This window comes from Terrabacter terrigena, assembly GCF_042676085.1.
Classification (GTDB): Bacteria; Actinomycetota; Actinomycetes; order Actinomycetales; family Dermatophilaceae; genus Terrabacter; species Terrabacter terrigena.
In genome coordinates this window covers 1-21,973 of record NZ_JBHTKH010000023.1, presented here as the reverse complement: position 1 = coordinate 21,973, position 21,973 = coordinate 1, and the positions used below count along the sequence as shown (strand labels likewise).

General features: G+C 72.4%; 19 protein-coding genes. 11 read left to right on the top strand and 8 right to left on the bottom strand.

Annotated features, from left to right (window positions below; genetic code table 11):
* The first annotated feature begins 50 nt into the window (after positions 1–50).
* On the top strand, positions 51–638 hold the full coding sequence (locus ACFQ2V_RS20400) for a maleylpyruvate isomerase family mycothiol-dependent enzyme (protein WP_386054779.1): 588 nt from the start codon (positions 51–53) through the stop codon (positions 636–638).
* On the opposite strand, the gene ACFQ2V_RS20395 is transcribed toward ACFQ2V_RS20400, so the two are convergent.
* The 3 genes from ACFQ2V_RS20395 to ACFQ2V_RS20385 form a co-directional block, all read right to left on the bottom strand.
* Positions 628–1,740 (bottom strand): alpha/beta hydrolase, encoded by a 1,113-nt coding sequence (locus tag ACFQ2V_RS20395; protein WP_386054778.1) that lies wholly within the window; start codon positions 1,738–1,740, stop codon positions 628–630. The genes ACFQ2V_RS20400 and ACFQ2V_RS20395 overlap by 11 nt on opposite strands.
* A 134-nt stretch (positions 1,741–1,874) precedes the next feature.
* Positions 1,875–2,564, bottom strand: a complete 690-nt coding sequence (locus ACFQ2V_RS20390; protein WP_386054777.1) for a response regulator — start codon at positions 2,562–2,564, stop codon at positions 1,875–1,877.
* Positions 2,557–4,176, bottom strand: a complete 1,620-nt coding sequence (locus tag ACFQ2V_RS20385) for a sensor histidine kinase (RefSeq protein WP_386054776.1) — start codon at positions 4,174–4,176, stop codon at positions 2,557–2,559. Before ACFQ2V_RS20385 ends, ACFQ2V_RS20390 begins: the two co-directional genes overlap by 8 nt.
* A gap of 151 nt (positions 4,177–4,327) precedes the next feature.
* Here ACFQ2V_RS20385 and ACFQ2V_RS20380 point away from each other — a divergent pair, with 151 nt between their 5' ends.
* Positions 4,328–5,722 (top strand): cation:dicarboxylate symporter family transporter, encoded by a 1,395-nt coding sequence (locus ACFQ2V_RS20380; protein ID WP_386054775.1) that lies wholly within the window; start codon positions 4,328–4,330, stop codon positions 5,720–5,722.
* Between the two features lie 282 nt (positions 5,723–6,004).
* On the top strand, positions 6,005–7,843 hold the full coding sequence (locus ACFQ2V_RS20375; protein WP_386054774.1) for a BCCT family transporter: 1,839 nt from the start codon (positions 6,005–6,007) through the stop codon (positions 7,841–7,843).
* Between the two features lie 90 nt (positions 7,844–7,933).
* Here ACFQ2V_RS20375 and ACFQ2V_RS20370 read toward each other — a convergent pair whose 3' ends face one another.
* Together ACFQ2V_RS20370 and ACFQ2V_RS20365 are read right to left on the bottom strand one after the other, a co-directional pair.
* The gene (locus ACFQ2V_RS20370) at positions 7,934–8,578 is read right to left on the bottom strand and encodes a response regulator (RefSeq protein ID WP_386054773.1); all 645 of its coding nucleotides are present in this window, start codon (positions 8,576–8,578) and stop codon (positions 7,934–7,936) included.
* Positions 8,571–9,785 carry a sensor histidine kinase gene (locus ACFQ2V_RS20365; protein WP_386054772.1) on the bottom strand — a complete coding sequence of 405 codons (1,215 nt, stop codon included), beginning with the start codon at positions 9,783–9,785 and terminating at the stop codon, positions 8,571–8,573. The genes ACFQ2V_RS20370 and ACFQ2V_RS20365 overlap by 8 nt, the downstream gene beginning before the upstream one ends.
* 152 nt (positions 9,786–9,937) lie before the next feature.
* Between ACFQ2V_RS20365 and ACFQ2V_RS20360 the strand changes: the two genes are divergently transcribed.
* The 3 genes from ACFQ2V_RS20360 to ACFQ2V_RS20350 are packed head-to-tail and all read left to right on the top strand — an operon-like array spanning position 9,938 to position 12,751.
* Positions 9,938–10,894, top strand: coding sequence for an SMP-30/gluconolactonase/LRE family protein (locus tag ACFQ2V_RS20360; protein ID WP_386054771.1), 957 nt, complete (start codon positions 9,938–9,940; stop codon positions 10,892–10,894).
* 5 nt (positions 10,895–10,899) lie between these two features.
* Positions 10,900–12,219, top strand: a complete 1,320-nt coding sequence (locus ACFQ2V_RS20355) for an ankyrin repeat domain-containing protein (RefSeq protein ID WP_386054770.1) — start codon at positions 10,900–10,902, stop codon at positions 12,217–12,219.
* A 22-nt stretch (positions 12,220–12,241) separates the two neighbouring features.
* Positions 12,242–12,751: a putative immunity protein gene (locus tag ACFQ2V_RS20350; protein WP_386054769.1), complete on the top strand. Its 510-nt coding sequence runs from the start codon at positions 12,242–12,244 to the stop codon at positions 12,749–12,751.
* Between the two features lie 36 nt (positions 12,752–12,787).
* Here the strand turns inward: ACFQ2V_RS20350 and ACFQ2V_RS20345 are convergent, their stop codons facing one another.
* Together ACFQ2V_RS20345 and ACFQ2V_RS20340 are read right to left on the bottom strand one after the other, a co-directional pair.
* Positions 12,788–14,314, bottom strand: a complete 1,527-nt coding sequence (locus ACFQ2V_RS20345) for a PH domain-containing protein (RefSeq protein ID WP_386054768.1) — start codon at positions 14,312–14,314, stop codon at positions 12,788–12,790.
* Complete coding sequence (locus ACFQ2V_RS20340) at positions 14,311–14,829, bottom strand: PH domain-containing protein (protein ID WP_386054767.1); 519 nt, start codon at positions 14,827–14,829, stop codon at positions 14,311–14,313. Before ACFQ2V_RS20340 ends, ACFQ2V_RS20345 begins: the two co-directional genes overlap by 4 nt.
* Before the next feature lie 553 nt (positions 14,830–15,382).
* Between ACFQ2V_RS20340 and ACFQ2V_RS20335 the strand changes: the two genes are divergently transcribed.
* The 3 genes from ACFQ2V_RS20335 (at position 15,383) to ACFQ2V_RS20325 (ending at position 17,993) form a co-directional block, all read left to right on the top strand.
* Entirely contained in the window at positions 15,383–15,544 is a 162-nt protein-coding gene (locus ACFQ2V_RS20335) for a hypothetical protein (protein WP_386054766.1), read from the top strand.
* A 111-nt stretch (positions 15,545–15,655) separates the two neighbouring features.
* Complete coding sequence (locus tag ACFQ2V_RS20330; protein WP_386054765.1) at positions 15,656–16,708, top strand: LLM class flavin-dependent oxidoreductase; 1,053 nt, start codon at positions 15,656–15,658, stop codon at positions 16,706–16,708.
* Position 16,709: 1 nt separating this feature from the next.
* The gene (locus tag ACFQ2V_RS20325) at positions 16,710–17,993 is read left to right on the top strand and encodes a glycosyltransferase (RefSeq protein ID WP_386054764.1); all 1,284 of its coding nucleotides are present in this window, start codon (positions 16,710–16,712) and stop codon (positions 17,991–17,993) included.
* On the opposite strand, the gene ACFQ2V_RS20320 is transcribed toward ACFQ2V_RS20325, so the two are convergent.
* The gene (locus tag ACFQ2V_RS20320; protein WP_386054763.1) at positions 17,990–20,029 is read right to left on the bottom strand and encodes an oxidoreductase; all 2,040 of its coding nucleotides are present in this window, start codon (positions 20,027–20,029) and stop codon (positions 17,990–17,992) included. The genes ACFQ2V_RS20325 and ACFQ2V_RS20320 overlap by 4 nt on opposite strands.
* 66 nt (positions 20,030–20,095) lie before the next feature.
* On the opposite strand from ACFQ2V_RS20320, the gene ACFQ2V_RS20315 reads away from it, so the two are divergent.
* Both ACFQ2V_RS20315 and ACFQ2V_RS20310 read left to right on the top strand, forming a co-directional pair.
* Positions 20,096–21,544: a flavin-containing monooxygenase gene (locus ACFQ2V_RS20315; protein WP_386054762.1), complete on the top strand. Its 1,449-nt coding sequence runs from the start codon at positions 20,096–20,098 to the stop codon at positions 21,542–21,544.
* Positions 21,545–21,678: 134 nt separating this feature from the next.
* Positions 21,679–21,973: hypothetical protein (locus ACFQ2V_RS20310; protein ID WP_386054761.1), on the top strand; the 295-nt coding region annotated here is incomplete at its 3' end.

Genomic DNA, 21,973 nt, shown 5'->3' with positions numbered 1-21,973 from the left:
GTCGGAAAGTATCAAGACCCACCGACGGTGGCCCGCCTACCGTCGTCAGCATGACCACGAACGACATCGCTACCACGTACGCGCGCCTCGCCGCCCCGTTCACCGCCGTCGTCGGCCGCCTCGACCGCGCCGACTGGCACGCCGCGAGCCCCTGCGAGGGCTGGAGCGCGTGGGACGTGCTGGACCATGTGATCACCACCCAGCGCGACTTCCTCGAGAAGCACGGCGCCGACCTCGGTGACCGGCCCGCCGCGTCGCCCGGCCGGGCCGAGCCGGGGGAGGTCTGGCGCGCCCACGACGCGCGCGTGCAGCGTCTCCTCGCCCACCCCGCGGTGCGCGACCACGCGTACGACGGCGTCTTCGGCACCACGACGGTCGGCCGGTCGCTCGTCGCCTTCTACGGCTTCGACCTGCTCGTCCACCGCTGGGACATCGCCGCGGCCGCCGGGCTCGAGGTGCGCTTCAACGACGCCGAGCTCGACGTCGTCGAGCAATCGGCCGACGGCTTCGGTGAGCACCTCTACGACGAGGGCGTATGCCGCCCGGCCGTGCCTGCGACCGACGGCGCCGATCGCCAGGAGCGCGTCCTCGCACGCCTCGGCCGCCGGGTCCCGGTGTCGGAGCGGGTCAGGGGGTGAAGCCGGGCAGTGCCTCGCGCAGCCACGACAGCATCTCCGGCAGCACGGGCGGGATGGTGTCGACGCGGTGTCCCCCGGTGCGCAGCACCACCGACGTCACCGACATGGGCGCCCGGACGCTCTTGAGGAACGCCACGAGCTGGGGGTAGGCCGTCGGGTCGTCCTTGCTCGCCATGAGCCACAGCGAGACCGGCGGCGGCCTGGTGCGGGCGAGGTGGGCGAGGTCGTAGCTGCCGACCCCCGAGGTCAGCGGGTCGTACGCGGGGCCGAACTCGGGCCGGAAGTAGCCCATCAGCGACATGGCGGCCCCATAGGTGTCCGGGTGGTGCATGGCGAGCATCGCGGCGCACCACCCGCCGTACGAGAAGCCCATCGTCGCCCACGAGCTGCGCTGGACCGAGACCCTGAAGTGGGCGGCGGCCCACGTGGGGATGTCCCGCGACAGCCAGGTCTCGGTCTGCAGGCCGGTGCGGCTCGGCGCGTTCACGCACTCCGTGTCGAGCGAGTTCGGGGTGTTGATCTGCGGCATGACGATGAGGGGAGCCCGGATCGTGTGGTGGTCGACGAGGTCCTGGAAGGTCGTGTCCAGCGCGAAGCCGTGGAAGTTGGAGCGCGGCGTGCCGGGATATCCCGACAGCGACTCGATGACGGGGTAGGTCGTGGCCCTGGCCGGGTCGTATCCCTTGGGCAGCAGCACGATCACCTGGCCGGTGAGGCCGGAGAGCCTCCCCGTCACCGTGTAGGTCTGCGCGCGCTGACCAGGTTTGGGCAGCGGGGGGAGCGTGGCCGAACCGTGCAGCGCGGACCGCAGGCGCACGGTGCCGCCGGCGTGCGGGTCGCCGGCCGTGACGGCGTGGCCCGCCTGTTCCGAACCGGACCCGAGCAGGTCCGCCCACGACACGTAGAAGAGGTACTGGTCGTTCATGAGGACGCCGGCGAGCACGAGGACGAGGGCGTTGAGCAGCACCGTCTGGCCGGCGCGCACCGCGATCCGAACCGGCCTGCGGTGCGGGTGCGGCCACCCCACCGCGACGAGGACGAAGACGACGACGACGAGAGCGCCGACGAGGACGGGCAGCCCCGCATCGGTCAGGTCCAGCATGGGCTCACACAAGCACCCCAGGGTGACCGCGGGCTGGCCGACGGCTGCGACCCTCCTGCACGGTGGCTGTCCATTTCCCGAGGTGGTCATGGGAGCAGCCTGAGACGCCGACGCGCCGATGCGTCAGCGAGACCTCACCTGGCCCAGAGGTACTCGACCTCGGGCCGACCTGCCCCGGCATACCGCGACCGGCGGACGGCCACCCTTGTGTCGCAGAGGTGCTCGGCATATCGGCGCGCTGTCACCCGGCTGACGCCGAGGGTCTCTGCGAGCTCCGTCGCCGACCGGCCACCGTCGGCATCGCGCAGCGCCTGCGACACCCGCGCGAGCAGCTCCTCGCCCATGCCCTTCGGCAGCCGTGCCTCCGTGGCGACGCGGGCGCCGGCGAACACCTCGTCGACCTCGGCCTGGGTGCCGAGCTCCGCGCCGGTCGACACCTGCTCGCGGTAGGCGCGGTAGGCCAGCAGGCGGTCGCGCAGCGTCGCGAAGACGAACGGCTTGAGCAGGTACTGCACGATGCCGAGCGACACAGCCGCGCGCACGACGTCGAGGTCGCGGGCCGAGGTCACCGCGATCACGTCGGCGCGGTGACCGGCCGCCCGCATGGCGCGCACGACGTCGAGACCGTGGCGGTCGGGCAGGTTCATGTCGAGCAGCACGACGTCGATCGGCTTGTCCTGCAACGCTTTGAGTGCTGCCTGCGACGTGCCAACCGTGCCCACCACCTCGAAGCCGGGCACCCGACCGACGTAGGCCGTGTGTGCCTCGGCGGCGATCGGCTCGTCCTCGACCACCAGGACGCGCAGCAGCTCCTCGTCACCCATGGCCGACACCGTCCCCGGTGACGGGGCCCACGGGCAGGCGCACGGTGAACGTGGCCCCGGGCGGGCCGTGGACCTCGAGCGTGCCGCCGAGCCGCTCGACGGTCTGGCTCACCAGTGCGAGACCGATCCCGCGCCGGCCCGCGCTGCCCTGGTCCTTCGTCGACCAGCCGCGGCGGAAGGCCTCCTCGACCCCGCCCGGAGGAAGCCCCGGCCCGTCGTCCGAGACCTCGAGGACGGCATACGCGTCCTCGACCCGCGAGTCGAAGGACACGTGCCGCTCGGGTCGCGGCGGGCCCACCTCCCCGCCGACGGCGTCGAGCGCGTTGTCGATGAGGTTGCCGACGATGGTGACGACGTCGCGCGTCGGTGCGACGTCGCGCGGCCAGTGCGCTCCCGGCTCGATCCCGAAGGCGATGCCTCGCTCGTGGGCCTCGGCCGCCTTGCCCAGCAGCACCGCGGTCAGAGCCGGTTCGTCCACCGAGCCGACGACGCGGTCGGTGAGCAGCTGGGACACCTGGAGCTCGTCGGTGGCGAAGGCGACGGCGCGGTCGGTGTGGCCGAGCTCGATGAGGCTGACGATCGTGTGCAGCCGGTTGGCGGACTCGTGCGCCTGCGACCGCAGCGCCTCGGTGAGGCCGCGTGCCGAGTCGAGCTCGCCGGTGAGCGCCTCGAGGTCGGTGCGGTCCCGCAGGGTCGCGACGTGGCCGAGCAGGCGCCCCTTCCACCGGGCCGGCCCGCGGTTGAGCACGAGCACGCGGGCCGCCGTGACGTGCAGCTCGTCCTCGTGGGTGGCGTCGTCGGTCAGGGCTGCCGCGAGCGGCGCGGCGAGGCCGAGCTCGGCGACGGGCCGGCCGACAGCGTCCGCCGGCAGCGACAGGAGGCGTGCGGCCTCGTCATTGGCCAGCCGCAGCCGTCCGTCGAGGTCGGTGATGATGAGGCCCTCGGTGACGGCGTGCAGCACCGCGTCGTAGTACTCGTACATCTCGCGCAGCTGCTGCTCCCCGAGGCCGTGCGTCTGGCGGCGGATGCGGCGCGCGACGAGGGCGGTGCCCAGGCCCGACAGCACTGCGGCGACGACACCGGCGAGCAGCAGTCCCGGCAGCTGGGCGCGCACCCGCCCGCCGACGGCCGACTTGCGGATGCCGACCGACACGAGCGCGACCACCCTGCCCCTGTCGGTGACCGGCACGACGACGCGCGCCGACGGGCCGAGCGTGCCGGTGTAGTCCTCCTCGACGACGCCCCCTGCCAGGGCGGCCTCGGTGTGCCCGATGAACCTCTTGCCGATCTGCGTCGGGTCAGGGTGCGTCCAGCGGATCGCGTCACGGCTCATCACGACGACGAAGTCGGTCTGCGACTCCTGCTGGACCCGCATGGCGTAGGGCTGCAGGGCGGCGGTGGGGTCGGGCCCCTGCACGGCCGCGATGAGGTCGGGGGTGGCCGCCATGGTGCGGGCCACCGCGAGGGCACGGGCCAGGGCCTCCTGGTCGCCCGCCCGCTGGGCCTGCACGAACGCCCCCGCGAGACCCGCCGCGACGACGAGCACGGCCACGATGACCTGCAGGGCGAACGTCTGCCCCGCGACGCTCCAGCGGCCCGGTGCACCCAGCACGCGGGTAAGAGTCCTTGGAAGCAAGCTCAACGGCGCACGGCCGGCCACGAGAACTCAATGAACACAATCGTGACCCTAGCCACTCGCCGCGGCAGCCTCGTCACATTCACCGGTCCCGTGCCCAGCACGGACCCAGCCAACGGAGGTTCCCGTGAGTTACCCCGCCGACAGCGCCGTCGACGCCCAGACAGGCTCGGCTCCCAAGCGCGACCGCACCCATTTCCTCTACATCGCCGTCATCGTCGCGATGGTCGCCGGCATCGCCGTCGGTGCCCTCTTCCCCGAGTTCGGCAAGAGCCTCAAGCCCCTCGGCACCGGCTTCGTGGCACTCATCAAGATGATGATCACGCCGATCATCTTCTGCACGATCGTGCTCGGCATCGGCTCGGTCCGAAAGGCCGCGCAGGTCGGCAAGGTCGGCGGCCTCGCCCTCGGCTACTTCATCACGATGTCCACCGTGGCCCTCGGCATCGGCCTCATCGTCGGCAACATCGTCAAGCCGGGCTCGGGCCTCAACCTCACGGCGGAGATGGCCGCCACCGGCAAGGAGCAGGTCGGCAAGGAGGCCGTCACGACCGTCGACTTCCTGCTCGGGCTGATCCCCGACACCCTCGTCTCCGCGCTGACCTCGGGATCCGTGCTGCAGGCCCTGCTCATCGCCCTGCTCGTCGGCTTCGCCCTGCAGAAGATGGGCAAGGCCGGTGAGCCGATCCTCGGGGGCATCAAGCACCTCGAGCGGCTCGTCTTCCGCCTCATGGCGATGGTCATGTGGGCCGCCCCCATCGGCGCCTTCGGCGCGATGGCCGCGCTCGTCGGCGCCACGGGGCTCAGCTCGCTCAAGAGCCTCGGTCTGCTGATGTTCGCCTTCTACGTGACCTGCGCGATCTTCGTGTTCGTCTTCCTCGGCGCCATCCTCAAGCTGACCACGGGCATGAACGTCTTCTCGCTGCTCAGGTACCTCGCCCGCGAGTTCCTGCTCATCCTCTCGACGTCGTCGTCCGAGTCGGCCCTGCCGCGCCTCATCGCGAAGATGGAGCACCTGGGCGTCTCCCGTCCCGTCGTGGGCATCACCGTGCCGACCGGCTACTCGTTCAACCTCGACGGCACTGCGATCTACCTGACGATGGCGAGCCTCTTCATCGCCGAGGCGATGGACAAGCCGTTCAGCATCGGCCAGCAGATCGGGCTGCTCGTCTTCATGATCATCGCCAGCAAGGGCGCCGCGGGCGTCAGCGGCGCCGGCCTGGCCACCCTCGCCGGCGGTCTGCAGTCGCACCGCCCCGACCTCGTGCCCGGCGTCGGCATCATCGTCGGCATCGACCGCCTCATGAGCGAGGCGCGCGCCCTGACGAACTTCGCCGGCAACGCGATCGCGACGGTCATCATCGGCACCTGGGTCGGCGAGATCGACCGCGACAAGGCCGCCCGCGTCCTCTCCGGACAGGACCGCTTCGACGAGGCCAGCATGCTCGACGCGAGCCACGACGCGCCGGTCGGCGGTCCCGACGGCCCGCAGCACGAACCCGAGCTCGTCGGCAGTCGCTGAACACGACAGCACCCATCTGCACGACGCCACGACCCGGCATGCCCACGACGGTGTGCCGGGTCGTGGCGCGTCGTGTCCCATCTCACGTGACTGGCCCCGCTGGGTGGGAACCATTGCGGGACAACGCATTTCAGGAACGTTCTCGGTGCCCAGGCCGTTGGGGAGAGGCTCTCGTTTTGCCATGTGTCGAGCCGGCGGGCAAGGTTGACGGTTCTACGAGACATCTGTGACACGCAACGTGAGGAGAAGACGGCGCCCTTCGTCGGGGTGCCGTCATGATGCATGAGTGAACTGACCAAGACTTCTGACGAAGCACTGCACCCGGCGCTCGAGCCGCCACCGGTGAACCACGAGGAGGCTGCTCCGTCCCGCGTGGACAAGGTCGTCTTCGGCGTCGCCGCGGTCGTGGCCATCGGCTTCGTGCTGTGGGGTGCGCTCGGCACCGAGAGCCTCAGCACCAGCGCCGAGCACGGCCTCGACTTCGTCGTGCACAACACGGGCTGGCTCTTCTCGCTCGTCGCATCCGGTTTCGTCGCCTTCGTGATCTGGCTCGCGGCCAGCAAGTACGGCAACATCCCGCTCGGCGGTGACGGCGAGGCTCCCGAGTTCCGCACGTCGTCCTGGGTGGCGATGATGTTCTCCGCCGGCATGGGCATCGGACTGATGTTCTACGGCGTGACCGAGCCGCTCACCCACCTCGTGAAGCCGCCGCCCGGCACCGGCGCGGCCGGCAACCCGGAGGCCGTCCAGACCGCCATGGCCACGACGATGTTCCACTGGTCGCTGCACCCGTGGGCCATCTACGCCGTCGTCGGCCTCGCCGTCGCGTACGGCGTCTTCCGCAAGGGCCGCTCGCTCCTCATCAGCTCGGCGTTCGCCCCGCTCTTCGGTGAGAAGCGCGCCAACGGACGGGCCGGCAAGGTCATCGACATCTTCGCGATCTTCGCGACGCTCTTCGGCTCGGCCACCTCGCTCGGCCTCGGCGCCCTGCAGATCGGCTCCGGCCTCGAGATCGTCGGCGGCATCGGCAAGGTCGGCAACGGCGTGCTCATCGGCATCATCGTCGTGCTGACGATCTGCTTCATCCTCTCGGCCGTCAGCGGCATCGAGAAGGGCATCCAGTGGCTCTCGAACATCAACATGGTGCTCGCGCTCGCCCTGGCGTTCTTCGTCTTCGTCGTCGGTCCGACGATCTTCATCCTCAACCTCGTCCCGACGACCATCGGCTCCTACCTCAAGGACCTCGCGATGATGTCGGCCCGCACCGACGCCGCGGGTGGCGACGGCATGAAGGACTGGCTCGCCGGCTGGACGATCTTCTACTGGGCCTGGTGGGTCAGCTGGACCCCGTTCGTCGGCATGTTCATCGCCCGCATCTCGCGCGGCCGCACGATCCGCCAGTTCGTCTCGGGCGTGCTCCTCGTGCCGTCGGTCGTCTCGCTCGTCTGGTTCGCCATCTTCGGCGGCGCCGGCATCGACCAGCAGCAGCACGGCCAGGACATCGCCGGCCAGTCGACGCCCGAGGGCTCGCTCTTCGCGATGCTCGGCAACCTGCCCTGGCCGACCGTGACCGCGGTCGTCGTCATGGTGCTCGTCGCCATCTTCTTCGTGTCCGGGGCCGACGCCGCCTCGATCGTCATGGGCACGCTCTCGGAGAAGGGCACGCTCGAGCCGTCGAAGAAGACCGTCATCTTCTGGGGCGCCGCCACCGGCGCGGTCGCCGCGATCATGCTGCTCATCGGGGGCGAGGACGCCTTGTCAGGGCTGCAGAACGTCACGATCGTGGCGGCACTGCCCTTCCTCGTCATCATGGTCGGGCTCGCGGTGTCACTCGTGAAGGACCTCGCGCGCGACCCGCAGGTCGTCCGCCGCCAGTATGCCGTGGCGGCAGTCGAGCACGCCGTCGTGGCGGGCGTCAGCGAGCACGGCGACGACTTCTCGCTCACGGTCCAAGAGACCGCGCCGGGCGAGGGGGTCGGCGAGCTCGTCCAGACCGAGCCCGTCGAGTCCGTCGAGTCCGTCGAGCCCGTCGAGCAGGTCCCGGTCAGGTCCGCCCGTGAGGGCGGCGTCGACGAGGTCACCGAGCACACCGAGAAGGTCGGCGCCTCGATGCGCCTCTGACCCTGCTCCCCTCCACAGGTCGTGCGTCCCCCCGGTTCCCGGGTGGGCGCACGACTGCGTCCGGGCCGGGCCGGGCGGGCCCGGCGCCGGTCAGCCGCCGGAGCGGATGATGCGGCGCTCGATCGCGGCGGCGACCGCGCCGGCACGGGTGTCGACGTCGAGCTTGGTGTAGATGTGCGACAGGTGCGACTTCACCGTCGCCTCCGACACGAGCAGCTCGCGCGCCATCTCACGGTTGCCGAGCCCGCGCGACAGCAGCTCCAGCACCTCGACCTCGCGCTCGGTGACGACCGGCCCCGGCGACGCCGTGCGACGGACGAGCCGGGCCGCCACCGAGGGGGCCAGCACGGTCTGGCCGCGAGCCGTGGCACGGATGCCGGCGAAGAGCTGGTCGGGCGGTGCGTCCTTCAGCAGGTATCCGACCGCGCCGGCATCGAGCGCCCGCAGGATGTCGGCCTCGGTGTCGTAGGTCGTCAGCACGAGCACGTTGGGTGGTCGGGGCAGCCCGCGCAGGCGCGCCGTCACCTCGACGCCGCCGGGGCCGTCGCCGAGGCCCAGGTCCATGAGCACGACGTCGGGGCGCTCGGCGGTCACGACCTGCTCTGCGCTCGCCAGGTCGCTCGCCTCGCCGACGACCTCGATGCCGTCCTGCCCGTCGACGAGGGCGCGCAGCCCGGCGCGCACCACGGGGTGGTCGTCGACGAGGACCACGCGGACCGGCGTCGGGTCAGTCATGCCGCGCCCCGTTCCCGTCCAGCGGGAAGCGCACCGACACCGTCGTGCCCTCACCGGGGGCGCTCTCGACGTCTGCGCTGCCACCGAGGTCGGCAGCCCGATGGCGTATGCCGCCCAGCCCCCTCCCGCGGTCGCCCCGGTCACCGGGGTCACCGCGTACGACGGTCTGGGCAAGACGTGCCGGGTCGAAGCCGTGGCCGTCGTCACGCACGTCGAGGAGCACCTCGTCGGAGAGGTAGGTGAGGCTGACGACGGCACGGTGCGCAGCCGAGTGCTCGACGACGTTGGCCAGGGCGCCCCGCGCGGAGCGCACGAGCGCGCTCGCGACCGCCGGCGGCACTCCCACCGGGTCACCGTGCACGCGCACCTGCACGTCGACGCCGTGGGCACCGGTCGCCGCGACGCGGCGAAGAGCGGCCGGCAGGGCCTCGCCGGTCTCGTCGTCCTCGAGGTCCGCAGGCGCGAGGTCACGGACGATCTGGCGCACCTCGTCGAGTCCCTCGCGGGCTGCGCTGCCGGCAGCGGCGACGTGCTCGCGCGCCACGTCCGGCCGTCGCGCCCAGTCCTGCTCCGCCGCACCGAGCAGGAGGGTGATGCTCGACAGGCCCTGGCCCACCGAGTCGTGGATCTCCCTCGACAGCCGTGTGCGCTCGGCCAGGGCGCCCGAACGTCTTTGTGCTGCAGCGAGATCGGCCTGCGCCTCCGTGAGCTCGTCGATGAGTGCCTGCCGCGAGCGTGCCTCGCGCTCGAGGGCCCGGTAGGACAGCACGGTCACGAGCGCGATGCCCACCGGGCCGACGAAGACCGTCGGGTCGAGGCCGTCGGTGATGCGGCTCCACGCCACGCTCACGACCGCGGTCATGACGACGACGACCGTGACGGCATACGGGAACGGGACCACCTGGAGCACGGCGAAGGCCACCGGCACGGCCGTCCACGCGAACGACGGGGCCACCAGCGTCAGCGCCACCCACAGCACGACGACCACGCCGACCCACACCGTCGGCCACACCTCGTGGTCGGCGACGAGGCGACGCGTCGAGTAGGCGACGCCGAGCACGAGGGCGCCACCGAGGACGAGCACCGCCGTGACGTCGAGGTCGTGGCGCAGCAGGTAGCGCACCGAGCAGGTCACGAGCAGCACGAGCAGCACGCCGTCGAGCCAGCGGTCGAGGCGTGCCACCGGAGCGAGGATGCCCTCCTGCACGAGGGCAGCGTAGGCACGGACGGGGCACGACGGCATCATCCGATCGGCTATCCGGGTGTGGCCGGTCGCCCGACGCGGGCGGGTGGCCCGCGAGGCGACAGTGGAGGGGAACCCAGCACCGACCGCCCCGGACCACCCACACGGAGGCCACCATGAAGCGCACCATCGCCAGACTCGCCACGCTCGCCGTCGCCGCCACCCTGCCGCTCGTCGCCAGCCCGACCGCCACGGCGTCGGGCCGCCCGTCGGTGTACGAGCTGCAGGGCGACCCGGGCGGCTCGAAGTTCGAGGGCATCGGCGCCGACGAGCGCCGCGGCGTGTTCTACGTCAGCGAGGTGACCGGCGGCGAGATCCACCGCGGCACGGCCCGTGAGTCGCAGACGCAGCAGTGGCTCGCCGGCGACGGCACCGACGGCCGGTTCACGGCCCGCGGCATCACGACGGACAGCAAGGGTCGCGTCTACGTCGCCGGCGGCCCGAACGGCATCGGTACCGGTCGCCCCGACCTCTGGGTCTACTCGCCGGAGGGTGAGCTGCTGGCCGCGCTGCGTGCACCCGGCGACAACGTCTTCCTCAACGACGTCGCGATCGGGCCCGACGGCGCCGCGTACTTCACGAACTCCAACGCCCCCCAGGTCTTCCGCGTCGCCCTCGACGGCGGCGACTGGTCCGTGACGCGGTGGGCCGACGCGACCGGCACGATCTCGCAGGCAGCCGGCTTCAACCTCGGCGGCATCGTCGTCAGTGCCGACCGATCGGCCCTCGTCGCGGCGCAGGGCAACCTGGGCATCCTGTGGCGCTTCGACCTCGCGACCGGTGCGGTCACGCGGGTCGACAGCGGCGACATCACCCTCACGGACGCCGACGGTCTCGTGCGGCAGGGCTCCCGACTGACCGTCGTGCGCAACTTCGCTCGGTCGATCGCCACGCTCGAGCTCTCGGGCGACGGCCGAACGGCACGACCCGTCTCCCAGGTCGCGACCGACCCGACCCGCGTGCTGACCACCGCGAAGGTGCTCCGTGGCCGGATCCTCTTCGTGGACAGCAAGTTCGACGAGACCGTGGCCGCCCCGCCCTACGAGGTCGTCACCGACCCAGTGGCACGATGAGCCGTGTGCGGCACACGCAGGTGGCGAGGGTCGCGACGGCGGCCCTCGCCCTCGCCGCTGTGGCAGGCGTCGTGGGCTGCTCGAGCCCGCCGGCGGCTCGCAGTGCCGTGACCACCCCGGCGGCGACGTCGCCCTCGACCCCGGTGCCCGAGGGGAGCACCTCGTCCGGCAGGCCCGGTGCGGCGACGGCGTCGGGAGCTGCGCCGACGAGACGGACTTCCGCAGAGCAGGCGCGCCTCGACGCCGACCTGCGCGACGCCGCGTGGAAGAACGACCTGACCCGCGCCGAGGCCCTGGTCGCCAGGGGAGCGGACGTCAACGCCAAGGACGAGACCGAGCAGTCGGCGTACCTCGTGGCGACGAGCGAGGGACGGCTCGCGCTGCTGCGGCTCGCCCTCGCGAACGGCGCGACGGTCGACGACAAGGACAGCTGGAACGGCACCGGCCTGATCCGCGCTGCCGAGCGCGGCCACGGCCTCGTCGTCGGCGAGCTGCTGCAGGCGCGCATCGACCGCAACCACGTGAACCGGATCGGCTACCAGGCGATCCACGAGGCGGTGTGGCTGGGGCGCGACACGACGACCTACGTCGACACGCTCCGTATCCTCGTCGCCGGTGGCGTCGAGCTGACCCGACCCTCGCGGCAGGAGGGGCTCACACCGCTGCAGATGGCCCGCGAGCGCGGGTTCGACCGACTGACAGGAGTTCTCGTGAAGGCGACCACCGCCAAGCCCATCGCCGACCCCGACGCCGCCCTGCTCGCAGCAGCGACCCGCGGTGACGCCGACGCCGTGGCCTCGGCGCTGCGGGCCGGTGCCGATCTCGAGGCTCGCGACGACAGGCGGCGCACCGCGCTGCTGCTCGCCGTCACGGGCGACCACGTCGACGCCGCCAGGGTGCTCGTCGCGATGGGAGCCGACCCCGATGCGCTCGACGACCGTCACGACACCCCCTGGCTCGTCACCGGCGTGACCGGAAGCGTCGCGATGCTCGAGGCGTTGCTCCCCGCCGGGCCGGACCTGACGATCCGCAACCGCTACGGCGGCGTGTCCGTCATCCCGGCGAGCGAGCGCGGGCACGTCGACTACGTGCGGCGGGTCGTCAGCACCGGCATCGACGTCGACCACGTCAACGACCTCGGCTGGACCGCTCTCCTGGAGGCCGTGATCCTCGGAGACGGCGGGTCGCGCCACCAGGAGATCGTCCGCATCCTCCTCGCCGCCGGTGCCGACCGGTCGATCGCCGACAAGGAGGGCGTGACCGCGCTCGAGCACGCGCGGGCCAAGGGGTATGCCGCCGTCGCCCGGATCCTCGAGCAGCCCTGAGCGCCCGTGGCAGGCTGATCGGGTGATCCTTCCCGACGTGCGAGACCCGCGGCTGGTCACGATCCGCCGTGGCGGCACGCTCACCGACGCCGATCACGGGCTCCTCGCGCTGTGGGCGGCCACGTGCGCCGAGCACGTGCTGCACCTGTTCGAGCAGGAGGCTCCGTCGGACCGGCGTCCCCGCGAGGCGGTCGACGCGGCGCGAGCCTGGGCCGCCGGAGGGATGACGATGATGGATGCGCGCGCCCTCGGAGGTCATGCCATGGGTGCCGCCCGTCCCCTGAAGGGGGCCGCCCGGTTCGCCGCGTATGCCGCCGGTCAGGCCGCGTGCGTCGGCCACGTGGCCGAGCACGACCTCGGCGCCGCCGCCTACGCGATCAAGGCCGCGCGGGCGGCGACTCCGCACGACCTCGACGTCGCACGGCGCGAACGCGACTGGCAGCGCGACCAGCTCCACCCGCGGGTGAGAGCTCTGGTCCTGGAGGACCAGGCGCGCCGCAACGACATCTGCTGGCGCGTCTTCGAGGACTGAGCAGCTCGGCTGTCTGTGCCCGGAACCGCTCGTCGCTCAGGTGAACTCGCGCACCAGCTCGGGGCTGACCGCGGCGAGGACGGCATACGCCCGCTCGACGGGGACGTCGACGATGTCGTAGTGCTGGGCGCCCGCAGCGGTCGTGGCGACCAGCGTGGCGACGCCGGCGCGGCGCTGGAAGGGCGACTGCTGGACCGTCCACCCGATGATGCCGGGACGGTCGAGCACGACGCGCTGCCGGTCGAGCGACCCGTGGCGGGTCACCAGGTGGTCGGGCGTCACGGCATGGCCGAGCGCGCGGGAGCGGTCGAGCCCGAGGGCGAGGGCGGCGGCGAGGAGCAGCGGGACGAGGACGAGGATCGCGGGGCTCCAGTCCCACACACTGCGGGCCACGACGAGGGCGACGGCCAGGACGGCAGTGGGCACCAGGGCGCGGGTCAACCGCCGCCTTCGGGCAGCCGGCCCGTGGCCGACGACGGGGCCGGACACAGCGGCCTCGTCCGGCCGGATGAGCGCGGCGAGGGGCGTCACCACCGACGCGGGGGCCGGCGGGCACAGCCAGTCGGCGCCGGCTCCACCGCCGCCCTGCTCGTGCGCCAGGCCGGTGGTGACGACCTTGAGCCGGCGCGCGTCCACGAGGCGCAGCCCCAGGGGCTCGTCCAGGCGGAGGCCACGGATGCGTGTGGCGTCGATGCTCGTCTCGCGGCTGGTGAGCAGCCCGCGGCGGGTGTGCAGGCTGCCGCGCCGGTTGCGGGTCAGCCGGAAGCCCCAGAACGTCAGCACGTAGCCGGCCACCGCGAGCAGCGACACGACCGCCAGGAGGACGACCACGTCGACCCACCACGGCAGCCCCGCCACCCAACGGGCGCCGTCGCGGAAGGCGGTGCGCTCCTCGGAGTAGCGCGACAGGACCTGCGACACGAAGGCGAGGACCGCCGCTGCCCCCGCGAGGCCGGTGACCGTGAGCGGGGCGTAGCGCACCCAGCTGGGGTCGAGCTGCAGGAGGAGCTCGTCGACGGGCTCGGGAGACCCGGCCGCGTCGGCGGGCACGTCACCCACGGGGGCGCCGGTCGGGGCGGGCAGGGTGGCCACGGACGCGTCCACCGCCTCGGCGCGGTGCAGCAGCTCGGCCCTGAGGGCTCTCGCCGCGTCGATGCCGAGCGAGTCGAGCACGAGGTGGTCATGGCTGCTCCCGGCTGTGGAGATCTCCACCTTGGCCAGGCCGAGCACCCGGTGGTGCACCTTTGCGGTGAGGTCGACGGCGCGCACCCTGTCGAGCCGGGCCGTGGTCGTCTGCTTGTTCATCAGCCCGCGCCGCAGCTCGATCTGCCCGTCGCCGATGCGGTAGCGGGTCGTGGCCCAGCGCAGCACCCCGAACGCGAGGATGGCGGGCAGGGCCACGAGCTCCCACCGGTCGTCGCCGTCGGAGCCGAGGCGGGCGACGAAGATCGCCAGCAGGGCCGGCAGGAACCGCACCAGCGTCTCGAGCGGGTGGATGAGCAGCATGCGGGCGTCGAGCCGGCGCCAGGCCCCCGGCTCGTGCTGCTCGGGCGGCTGGGTCACGTGGCGTCGTCCGTCTCGGCCGCGGTCGCAGACGTCAGGGCCTGCACCAGGGCCGTGGCGACCGGCAGGTCGAGGCCGTGGATGCGGACCGGCCCCGCCGCCGAGGCGGTGGTGACCGTGACCGAGGCGAGCCTGAGCAGCTGGGCGACGGGGCCGCGCTCGAGGTCGACGGTCTGCACGCGACTGAGCGGGGCGATACGCCGCTCCTGCCAGAGCCAGCCCGTCTGGGTGTAGACGGCGCGGGCGGTGGACTCCCACCGGTGGACGCGGTAGCGCCACCGGGGCATGACCGCCGTGTAGCCGGCGGCGCACACGAGCCACACGCCGCAGACGACCCAGTGGGCGGTGCGTGTGGGCGACGAGTCGACGAACCACCACACCACCTGCCCGGCGAGCAGGACCACGTCGACGACGAGCGCCTCGACGGTCCACATCAGGATCGCCCGCCGCGAGACGCGTTCGGCGGGTTCGCGAAGCACCGTGCGGGTGCCGTCGTCCGGGTCGGTTGCCTCCACGGGCCCCACGGTGTCACACAGCCGGGGTCGCGGCGGGCACCCGAATGCGCTCTATACTGCGCTGCCCCCACCGGGTGGGGCCTAGCACTGGGCCGAGGGCCGGCTCGACCACCCCGTCGACGCCGAGCAGGTCGCAGTGCTCAGCACCGAGCAGGTGCTGGCGATGGCCGCCGAGTCGCCGGAGACGTCGTCCGCACTCCTCTCGGCCGCCGAGCGCCACGGTGACGCGTGGCTGGTGCGCCACGCGCTCCACCCCACACTGCCGTCGCCCCTCGTCGACCGGCTCAAGGAGTGCGTGCTGCTGAAGAACCCCGGCTGTGCCCTCGTGGCGCGCGGCGACCAGCCCGCGCACCTCCCGCCTCGTCGAGGCCGTCCGGGCACATGCCCCGGCGCTCGTCTACCTCGACGCCGGCGACCCCCTCCGCGTCCTCGAGGCCGCCGCCGAACGCCCTGCCGAGTGGGTCGACGGCTACCACACCGAGCAGGGACTGGGCCGCCGGATGGGCCTGCGCGGCTTCGAGGGCTACGTCGACTCATGCGCCACCGCCGGGCCATGGAGCTCGAGATCGTCGGCTCGCTCGACCTGCCGACCCTCGTCGTCGCAGTCGACGACGCCCCCTCGAGCGGCGGTGCGGCGAGGCTCAAGCACGTTCGGACCTTCCTCGCGGAGCACCTGCAGCTGGACGAACGGCCGGAGCCGAGCCGGGTCGCCTGAGTACTCCGTGGGCCGGTCGGACCCGGCCCGCTCGGCGCTGTACAGCGTGCGCCGCTGGGACCCGACCGTCGGGCGCGCGCGGCGCCTGGCCGGCATACCTACGATGGGCGCATGAGCCTCGGAGCACCCGGACGACTGGAAATGGGCCTCGACACGTTCGGCGACATCGCGCTGGGGCCGGACGGGTCCCCGCTCCACCCGGCCACGGTCCTGCGGGAGGTGCTCGCCGAGGGCGAGCTCGCCGACCGCCTCGGCCTCGACTTCTTCGGTGTCGGTGAGCACCACCGCGACGACTACGCCGTCAGCGCGCCCGACGTGCTGCTCGCCGGCCTCGCCGCCCGCACCGATCGCATCCGCCTCGGGACCTCGGTCACGGTGCTGAGCAGCGACGACCCCATCCGGGTGTTCCAGCGCTTCTCGACGGTCGACGCGATCAGCAACGGCCGCGCCGAGATCACCGTCGGGCGAGGGTCGTTCGTCGAGTCGTTCCCGCTCTTCGGGCTCGACCTCTCGGACTACGAGACGCTCTTCGAGGAGAAGCTCGACCTCCTCGCCGCCGTCGTGGCGGAGAAGCCGGTGCACTGGGAGGGATCGATCCGACCGCCCGTCGACGTCCAGCAGGTCATGCCGACAACGGAATCCGGTCACCTGCCGGTGTGGGTCGGGGTCGGTGGCACGCCGCAGTCGGTCGTCCGCGCCGCGCACTACGGCTTCCCGGTCGTGATCGCGATCATCGGTGGCGCCTCGCGCCAGTTCGCGCCGCTCGCCGACCTCTACCGCCAGGCACTGTCGCAGATGGGCAAGCCCGAGCGCCCCGTCGGCGTGCACTCGCCCGGCTACGTCGCCGCGACCGACGAGCAGGCCATCGACGAGTTCATGCCGCACTTCGTGCCCTACATGAACAAGATCGGCCGCGAGCGTCGCTGGGCGCCGATGACGAACGAGCAGGCGCTCGCCCAGCTGGGGCCCGACGGTGCCGTCTACTGCGGCTCACCCGAGACGGTCGCGACCAAGATCGTCGACACCGTCAGGGTTCTCGGGGTCTCGCGCTTCCAGCTCAAGTACTCCATGTTCACCCTCCCGCACGACCAGCGCATGGAGTGCATCCGGCTCTACGCCGAGGAGGTCGTGCCGCGCGTACGCGCCATGCTCGACGACGCCTGACGTGAGGGTGCTCCTCCTCGGCATGGGGTCGCGCGGCGACGTGCAGCCCCTCGTCGCACTGGGGGAGCGCCTGCGGCGGCGGCGGGGGTATGCCGTCTCGCTCGCCGCGCCCGCCGACCTCGGTCACGTCGTGGCCGGGAGCGCGGTGGACTTCGAGCCGTTCTCGTTCGACCTCGAGGGCCCGCTGCGCGACGGGCTGGGTCGCGACTCGCTGCGCGGGTCGGCGACGTACCAGGTGCGTGAGGCGAGGCTGATGCGCCGGGTCATGGCCGACCGGGCCGAAGCGCTCGCCGACGACGTGACGCGGCTCGTCGCGGGCGCCGACGCGGTGGTGTCGGGGGCCCTGACCTTCGACCTCGTCGACGCGTTGCTCGCCGGAGCGCCGAAGCCGCACGTCTACGCGATCTTCGCGCCGGTGTGGCCCAGCGCCCACGGCGAGTCGGTGGCGCTCGGGCTGGTCCGGCACCACCCGTCACCGCTCAACCACTGGTGGAGCAGCCTCGCGGGTCGGGTGGCGCTCGACCTCTTCCGGCCCGCCGGCGATCTCGTGAGGATGCGAAAAGGCTTGCCGCGTCGCACGTTCCGGTCCTACTCGGCCGCCGCGAACAGGACTCCGACGATCCTCGGGGCGAGCCCCGTGGTCGTGCCGAGGGCTCCGGACTGGCCGCCGGCCGTGCGGCAGACAGGTTTCTGGTTCCGGGCGACGCCGGAGGAGGGCCCGACCGGGCTGGGCGAGGAGGTCGAGCGCTTCCTCGCGGCCGGCCCCGCCCCGGTCCACGTCGGTTTCGGGTCGATGCCGACGCCCGACCCGGATGCGGTCGTGCGCGGAGTCGTCGACGTGCTCCGCGCACTGGGGGTGCGGGGGATCGTCAGCGAGGGGCTCTCCGGCCTCTCGCTCGACCGTCTGGGTGCCGCCCTGCCACCGGACGTGCTCGGGGTCGGGCCGACGCGGCACGAGGAGCTGTTCCGGCGGTGCGCCGTCGTCGTCCACCACGGCGGTGCCGGCACCACCGCCGCTGCGCTGCGGGCCGGCGTGCCGCAGGTGGTCGTGCCGCATGCGGCGGACCAGCCGTACTGGGGCCGTCGGATGGCCGACCTCGGGGTCGCGGCAGCGCCCATCGCGCGCAAGGACCTCACGCCCGCGCGACTGCGCGCGGCGCTCGAGCTCGCGCTGTCCCCGGAGACCCGCCGGGCGGCATACGTGCTCGGCGAGCGGGTGCGGGCAGAGGACGGCGCCGGCGACGCGGCCGGCCTCGTCGACGCGTACCTCTCGCGTCGGGTCTAGATCGTGGCGGCCAGCTCGGTCGCCTGGCGGATGGCGCGCTTCGCGTCGAGCTCTGTGGCGACGTCGGCGCCACCGATGACGTGCACCTTCACGCCACGCCCGCTGAGCGTCGGGCCGAGCGTGTTCACCGACTCCTGGCCGGTGCACAGCACGACGGTGTCGACGTCGAGCACCTGCGGGTCGGTGTGGTCGTCGCCGTGGGTGATGTGCAGGCCCGCGTCGTCGACGCGCTCGTAGTTCACATCGACGTGGTGGTGGACTCCCTTGGCCTTCAAGGCTGCCCGGTGCACCCAGCCGGTCGTCCTGCCAAGGCCCTTGCCGATCGGGGTGGCCTTGCGCTGGAGGAGGTGAACCTCGCGGGGTGAACGCGCCGGGGCGGCGTCGACGAGACCGCCGCGCGAGGAGTCGGGGGCGCCGACGCCCCACTCGGCCATCCACTCGTCGACACCCATGGGCGACTCGACGTGGGTGAGGAACTCGGAGACGTCGACACCGATGCCGCCGGCGCCCATCACGGCCACGCGCTCGCCGACAGGCGCCTCCCCACGGACGGCTGCGGCATACGTGATCACCTTCGGGTGGTCGATGCCGGGCACGTCGGGGATGCGCGGCTCGACGCCGGTGGCCACGACGACCTCGTCGAAGCCCATGAGGTCGTCGGCGGTGGCGCGCCGACCGAGGTGCACCTTGACGTCGCCGAGGTCGAGGCGCCGGCGGTAGTAGCGGATCGTCTCGGCGAACTCCTCCTTGCCCGGGATGCGCATCGCGATCGCGAACTGGCCGCCGAGGTCGTCCGATGCCTCGAAGAGCTCGACGCGGTGGCCGCGCTCCGTGAGTGCGGTTGCGGCCGCGAGGCCAGCGGGGCCCGCGCCGACGACGGCGACGTGCTTGCTCCGGCGGCTCGGCGCCAGGACCAGGGTGGTCTCGCGCACGGCGCGTGGGTTGACGAGGCAGGTGGCCGTCTTCTTGGCGAAGGTGTGGTCCAGGCAGGCCTGGTTGCACGCGATGCAGGTGTTGATCTCGTCGGCGCGGTCGGTGCTCGCCTTGGCCACCCAGTCGGGGTCGGCGAGGAGCGGTCGCGCCATCGACACGAGGTCGGCGGTGCCGTCGGCGATGACCCGCTCGGCGAGGTCCGGCATCGAGATGCGGTTGCTCGTGACGACCGGGACGGAGACCTCGGGGCGCAGCTTGGCCGTGACGCGTGTGAACGCGCCGCGCGGCACCGAGGTGACGATCGTGGGGACGCGGGCCTCGTGCCAGCCGATGCCGGTGTTGATGATGGTCGCGCCTGCGGCCTCGACCTCCTTCGCGAGGGCGACGATCTCGTCCCACGTCTGCCCGTCCGGAACGAGGTCGAGCATCGAGAGGCGGTAGACGATGACGAAGTCGGGGCCGGCGGCCTCGCGCACGGCACGCACGACCTCGACGGGCAGGCGGCGTCGGTTCCCGGGCGAGCCGCCCCACTCGTCCGTGCGGTGGTTCGTGCGTGGCGCGAGGAACTGGTTGAGCAGGTAGCCCTCGGAGGCCATGATCTCGACACCGTCGTAGCCGGCCTGCTTCGCGAGGCGGGCGCACCGGGCGTACGCGGCGATGGTGCTCCGGATGCCGCGTGCACCCAGTGCCCGCGCGGTGAAGCGCGAGATGGGCGCCTTCGTGCGCGAGGCCGACACGGCCAGCGGGTGGTACGCGTACCGGCCGGCGTGGAGGATCTGGAGGGCGATCTTGCCGCCCTCGCGGTGCACGGCCTTCGTGATGACCTCGTGGCGGCGGGCCTGGCGCTCGGTGACGAGCACCGAGCCGCCGGGGTAGAGGGCGCCGGCGAGGTTCGGGGCGAAGCCGCCCGTGACGATGAGGCCGACGCCGCCGCGGGCGCGCTCCGCGTAGTAGGCAGCGAGCCGGTCGAAGTCCCTCGCGCGGTCCTCGAGGCCGGTGTGCATCGAACCCATGACGACGCGGTTGCGCAGCGTCGTGAAGCCGAGGTCGAGCGGCTCGAGCAGATGGGGGTATGCCGTGGAGGTCGCGGGGGTTGCCGTCACGCCGTCGAGCGTAGCCGCTGGGTTACCGATGGGTAGGGTGAGCGCGGCGTGGGTCACAATGACGGGGTGAGCCAGATCGAGCACGTGGACGTCCTCGTCGTCGGCGCCGGACTCTCGGGCATCGGCGCGGCCTACCGCCTCCAGACCGAGGCCCCGACGCGGACCTACGCGATTCTCGAGGCGCGTGACTCGATCGGCGGCACGTGGGACCTCTTCCGCTACCCGGGCGTGCGGTCCGACTCCGACATGATGACGCTCGGGTTCCCGTTCGAGCCCTGGACCGACCCCGACGCCATCGCCGACGGCCCGAAGATCCTGTCCTACCTCGAGGAGACGGCTCGAAAGTACGGCATCGACGAGCGGATCCGCTTCGGACACAAAGTGGTCGGTGCCTCGTGGTCCACCCCGGAGGCCCGCTGGACGGTGACGGTCGAGCGGGGCGACGGCGTCCGGGCGCAGCTCACGTGCGGCTTCCTCCAGCTGTGCAGCGGCTACTACGACTACGAGCGTCCGCACGACCCGGAGCTGCCGGGCATCGGCTCGTTCTCGGGTGACGTGGTTCATCCGCAGTTCTGGCCCGACGGCTTGCCGGTCGCGGGGCGCCGGGTCGTGGTGATCGGGTCAGGCGCGACTGCCGTGACCCTCGTGCCGTCCCTGGCCGACCTCGGTGCCCACGTGACGATGCTCCAGCGCACGCCGACCTGGGTCACGGCCCTGCCGCGCCGTGACCGCGTGAGGGACGCCGTGCAGCGGGTGCTGCCCACACGCGCGGGGGGCGTCGTCGCGCGCTACCAGAACGTCCTCGCGACCATGGCGTTCTACGAGCTGAGCCGACGACGACCTGGTGTCGCGAAGTCCCTGCTGGCCAAGGGTGCTGCCCGGTCGCTCGGCTCGACGACCATGGTGAGCGACCACTTCACGCCGACCTACGACCCGTGGGACCAGCGCCTGTGCGTCGTGCCCGACGGCGACCTGTTCGACGCGGTTCGGTCGGGCCGAGCCCACGTGGTGACCGACACGATCGAGACGTTCGCGCCCGACGGCATACGGCTGGGCTCGGGACGCCACCTGCCCGCTGACCTCGTCGTGACGGCAACCGGTTTGCGCATCAAGGTCGCCGGCGGCATCGAGTTCACCGTGGACGGGGAGCGCCGGCCCACCCGCGAGCTCACGGTGTACCGGGGGACGATGTTCGCCGACGTGCCGAACCTCGCCGTCACCATCGGCTACGTCAACGCCTCGTGGACCCTTCGCGCCGACCTCGCGAGCCGGTACGTCTGCCGCCTGCTGAACCACATGGAGCAGAACGGGTGGCGCGTGGCAGTCCCTCGCGCGCCCGAGGGGATGGAGGGGCGGCCGCTGCTGCCGTTGCGGTCGGGCTACGTCGAGAGGGCTGCGGCGGAGCTGCCGCAGCAGGGCGATGGTGCGCCGTGGCTGATGCGGCAGAACTACCTGCTCGATCGGCGCGACATGCTGCGCGGCGACGTCACGGAGGCGATGTCCTTCGTGCGCTGAGTCGCTGGCGTTCGGCTGAGGTCTCTTGCGCGACAACGTGATTCGTTGTCCACACCTGTGAGTTGCGCCTTCCGGTTTTATCGAACATGTGTTCTGCTGGAGGTAGTCCACGCAGTGCCGAGGGGAGGTGCCGTATGCCGTACGTGGCGTCGTCGCGAGCGTCTGCCGGCCTGCTCGGTGGTGGGGCGCCGCGGGTGCTCGATGTGTCGTGGGCGCGGGATGCCTCGACGGGTGGTGAGGCCTTGCGGGCGGTCGTGTCCGTGCTGCCAGGCCGGCTCGTCGGGGAGGTGGTCTACGACCCGGTCGACGCGCAGCACGGGGCTGTCGTCGCCGAGCGGGCTGATCGGGCTGGGCGGGCGCGGTCGGTGGGGGTGACCGAGGGCCTGCTGCGGGCGGGTGAGGCGGTGATGGCGCAGGTCGAGGCGCTCG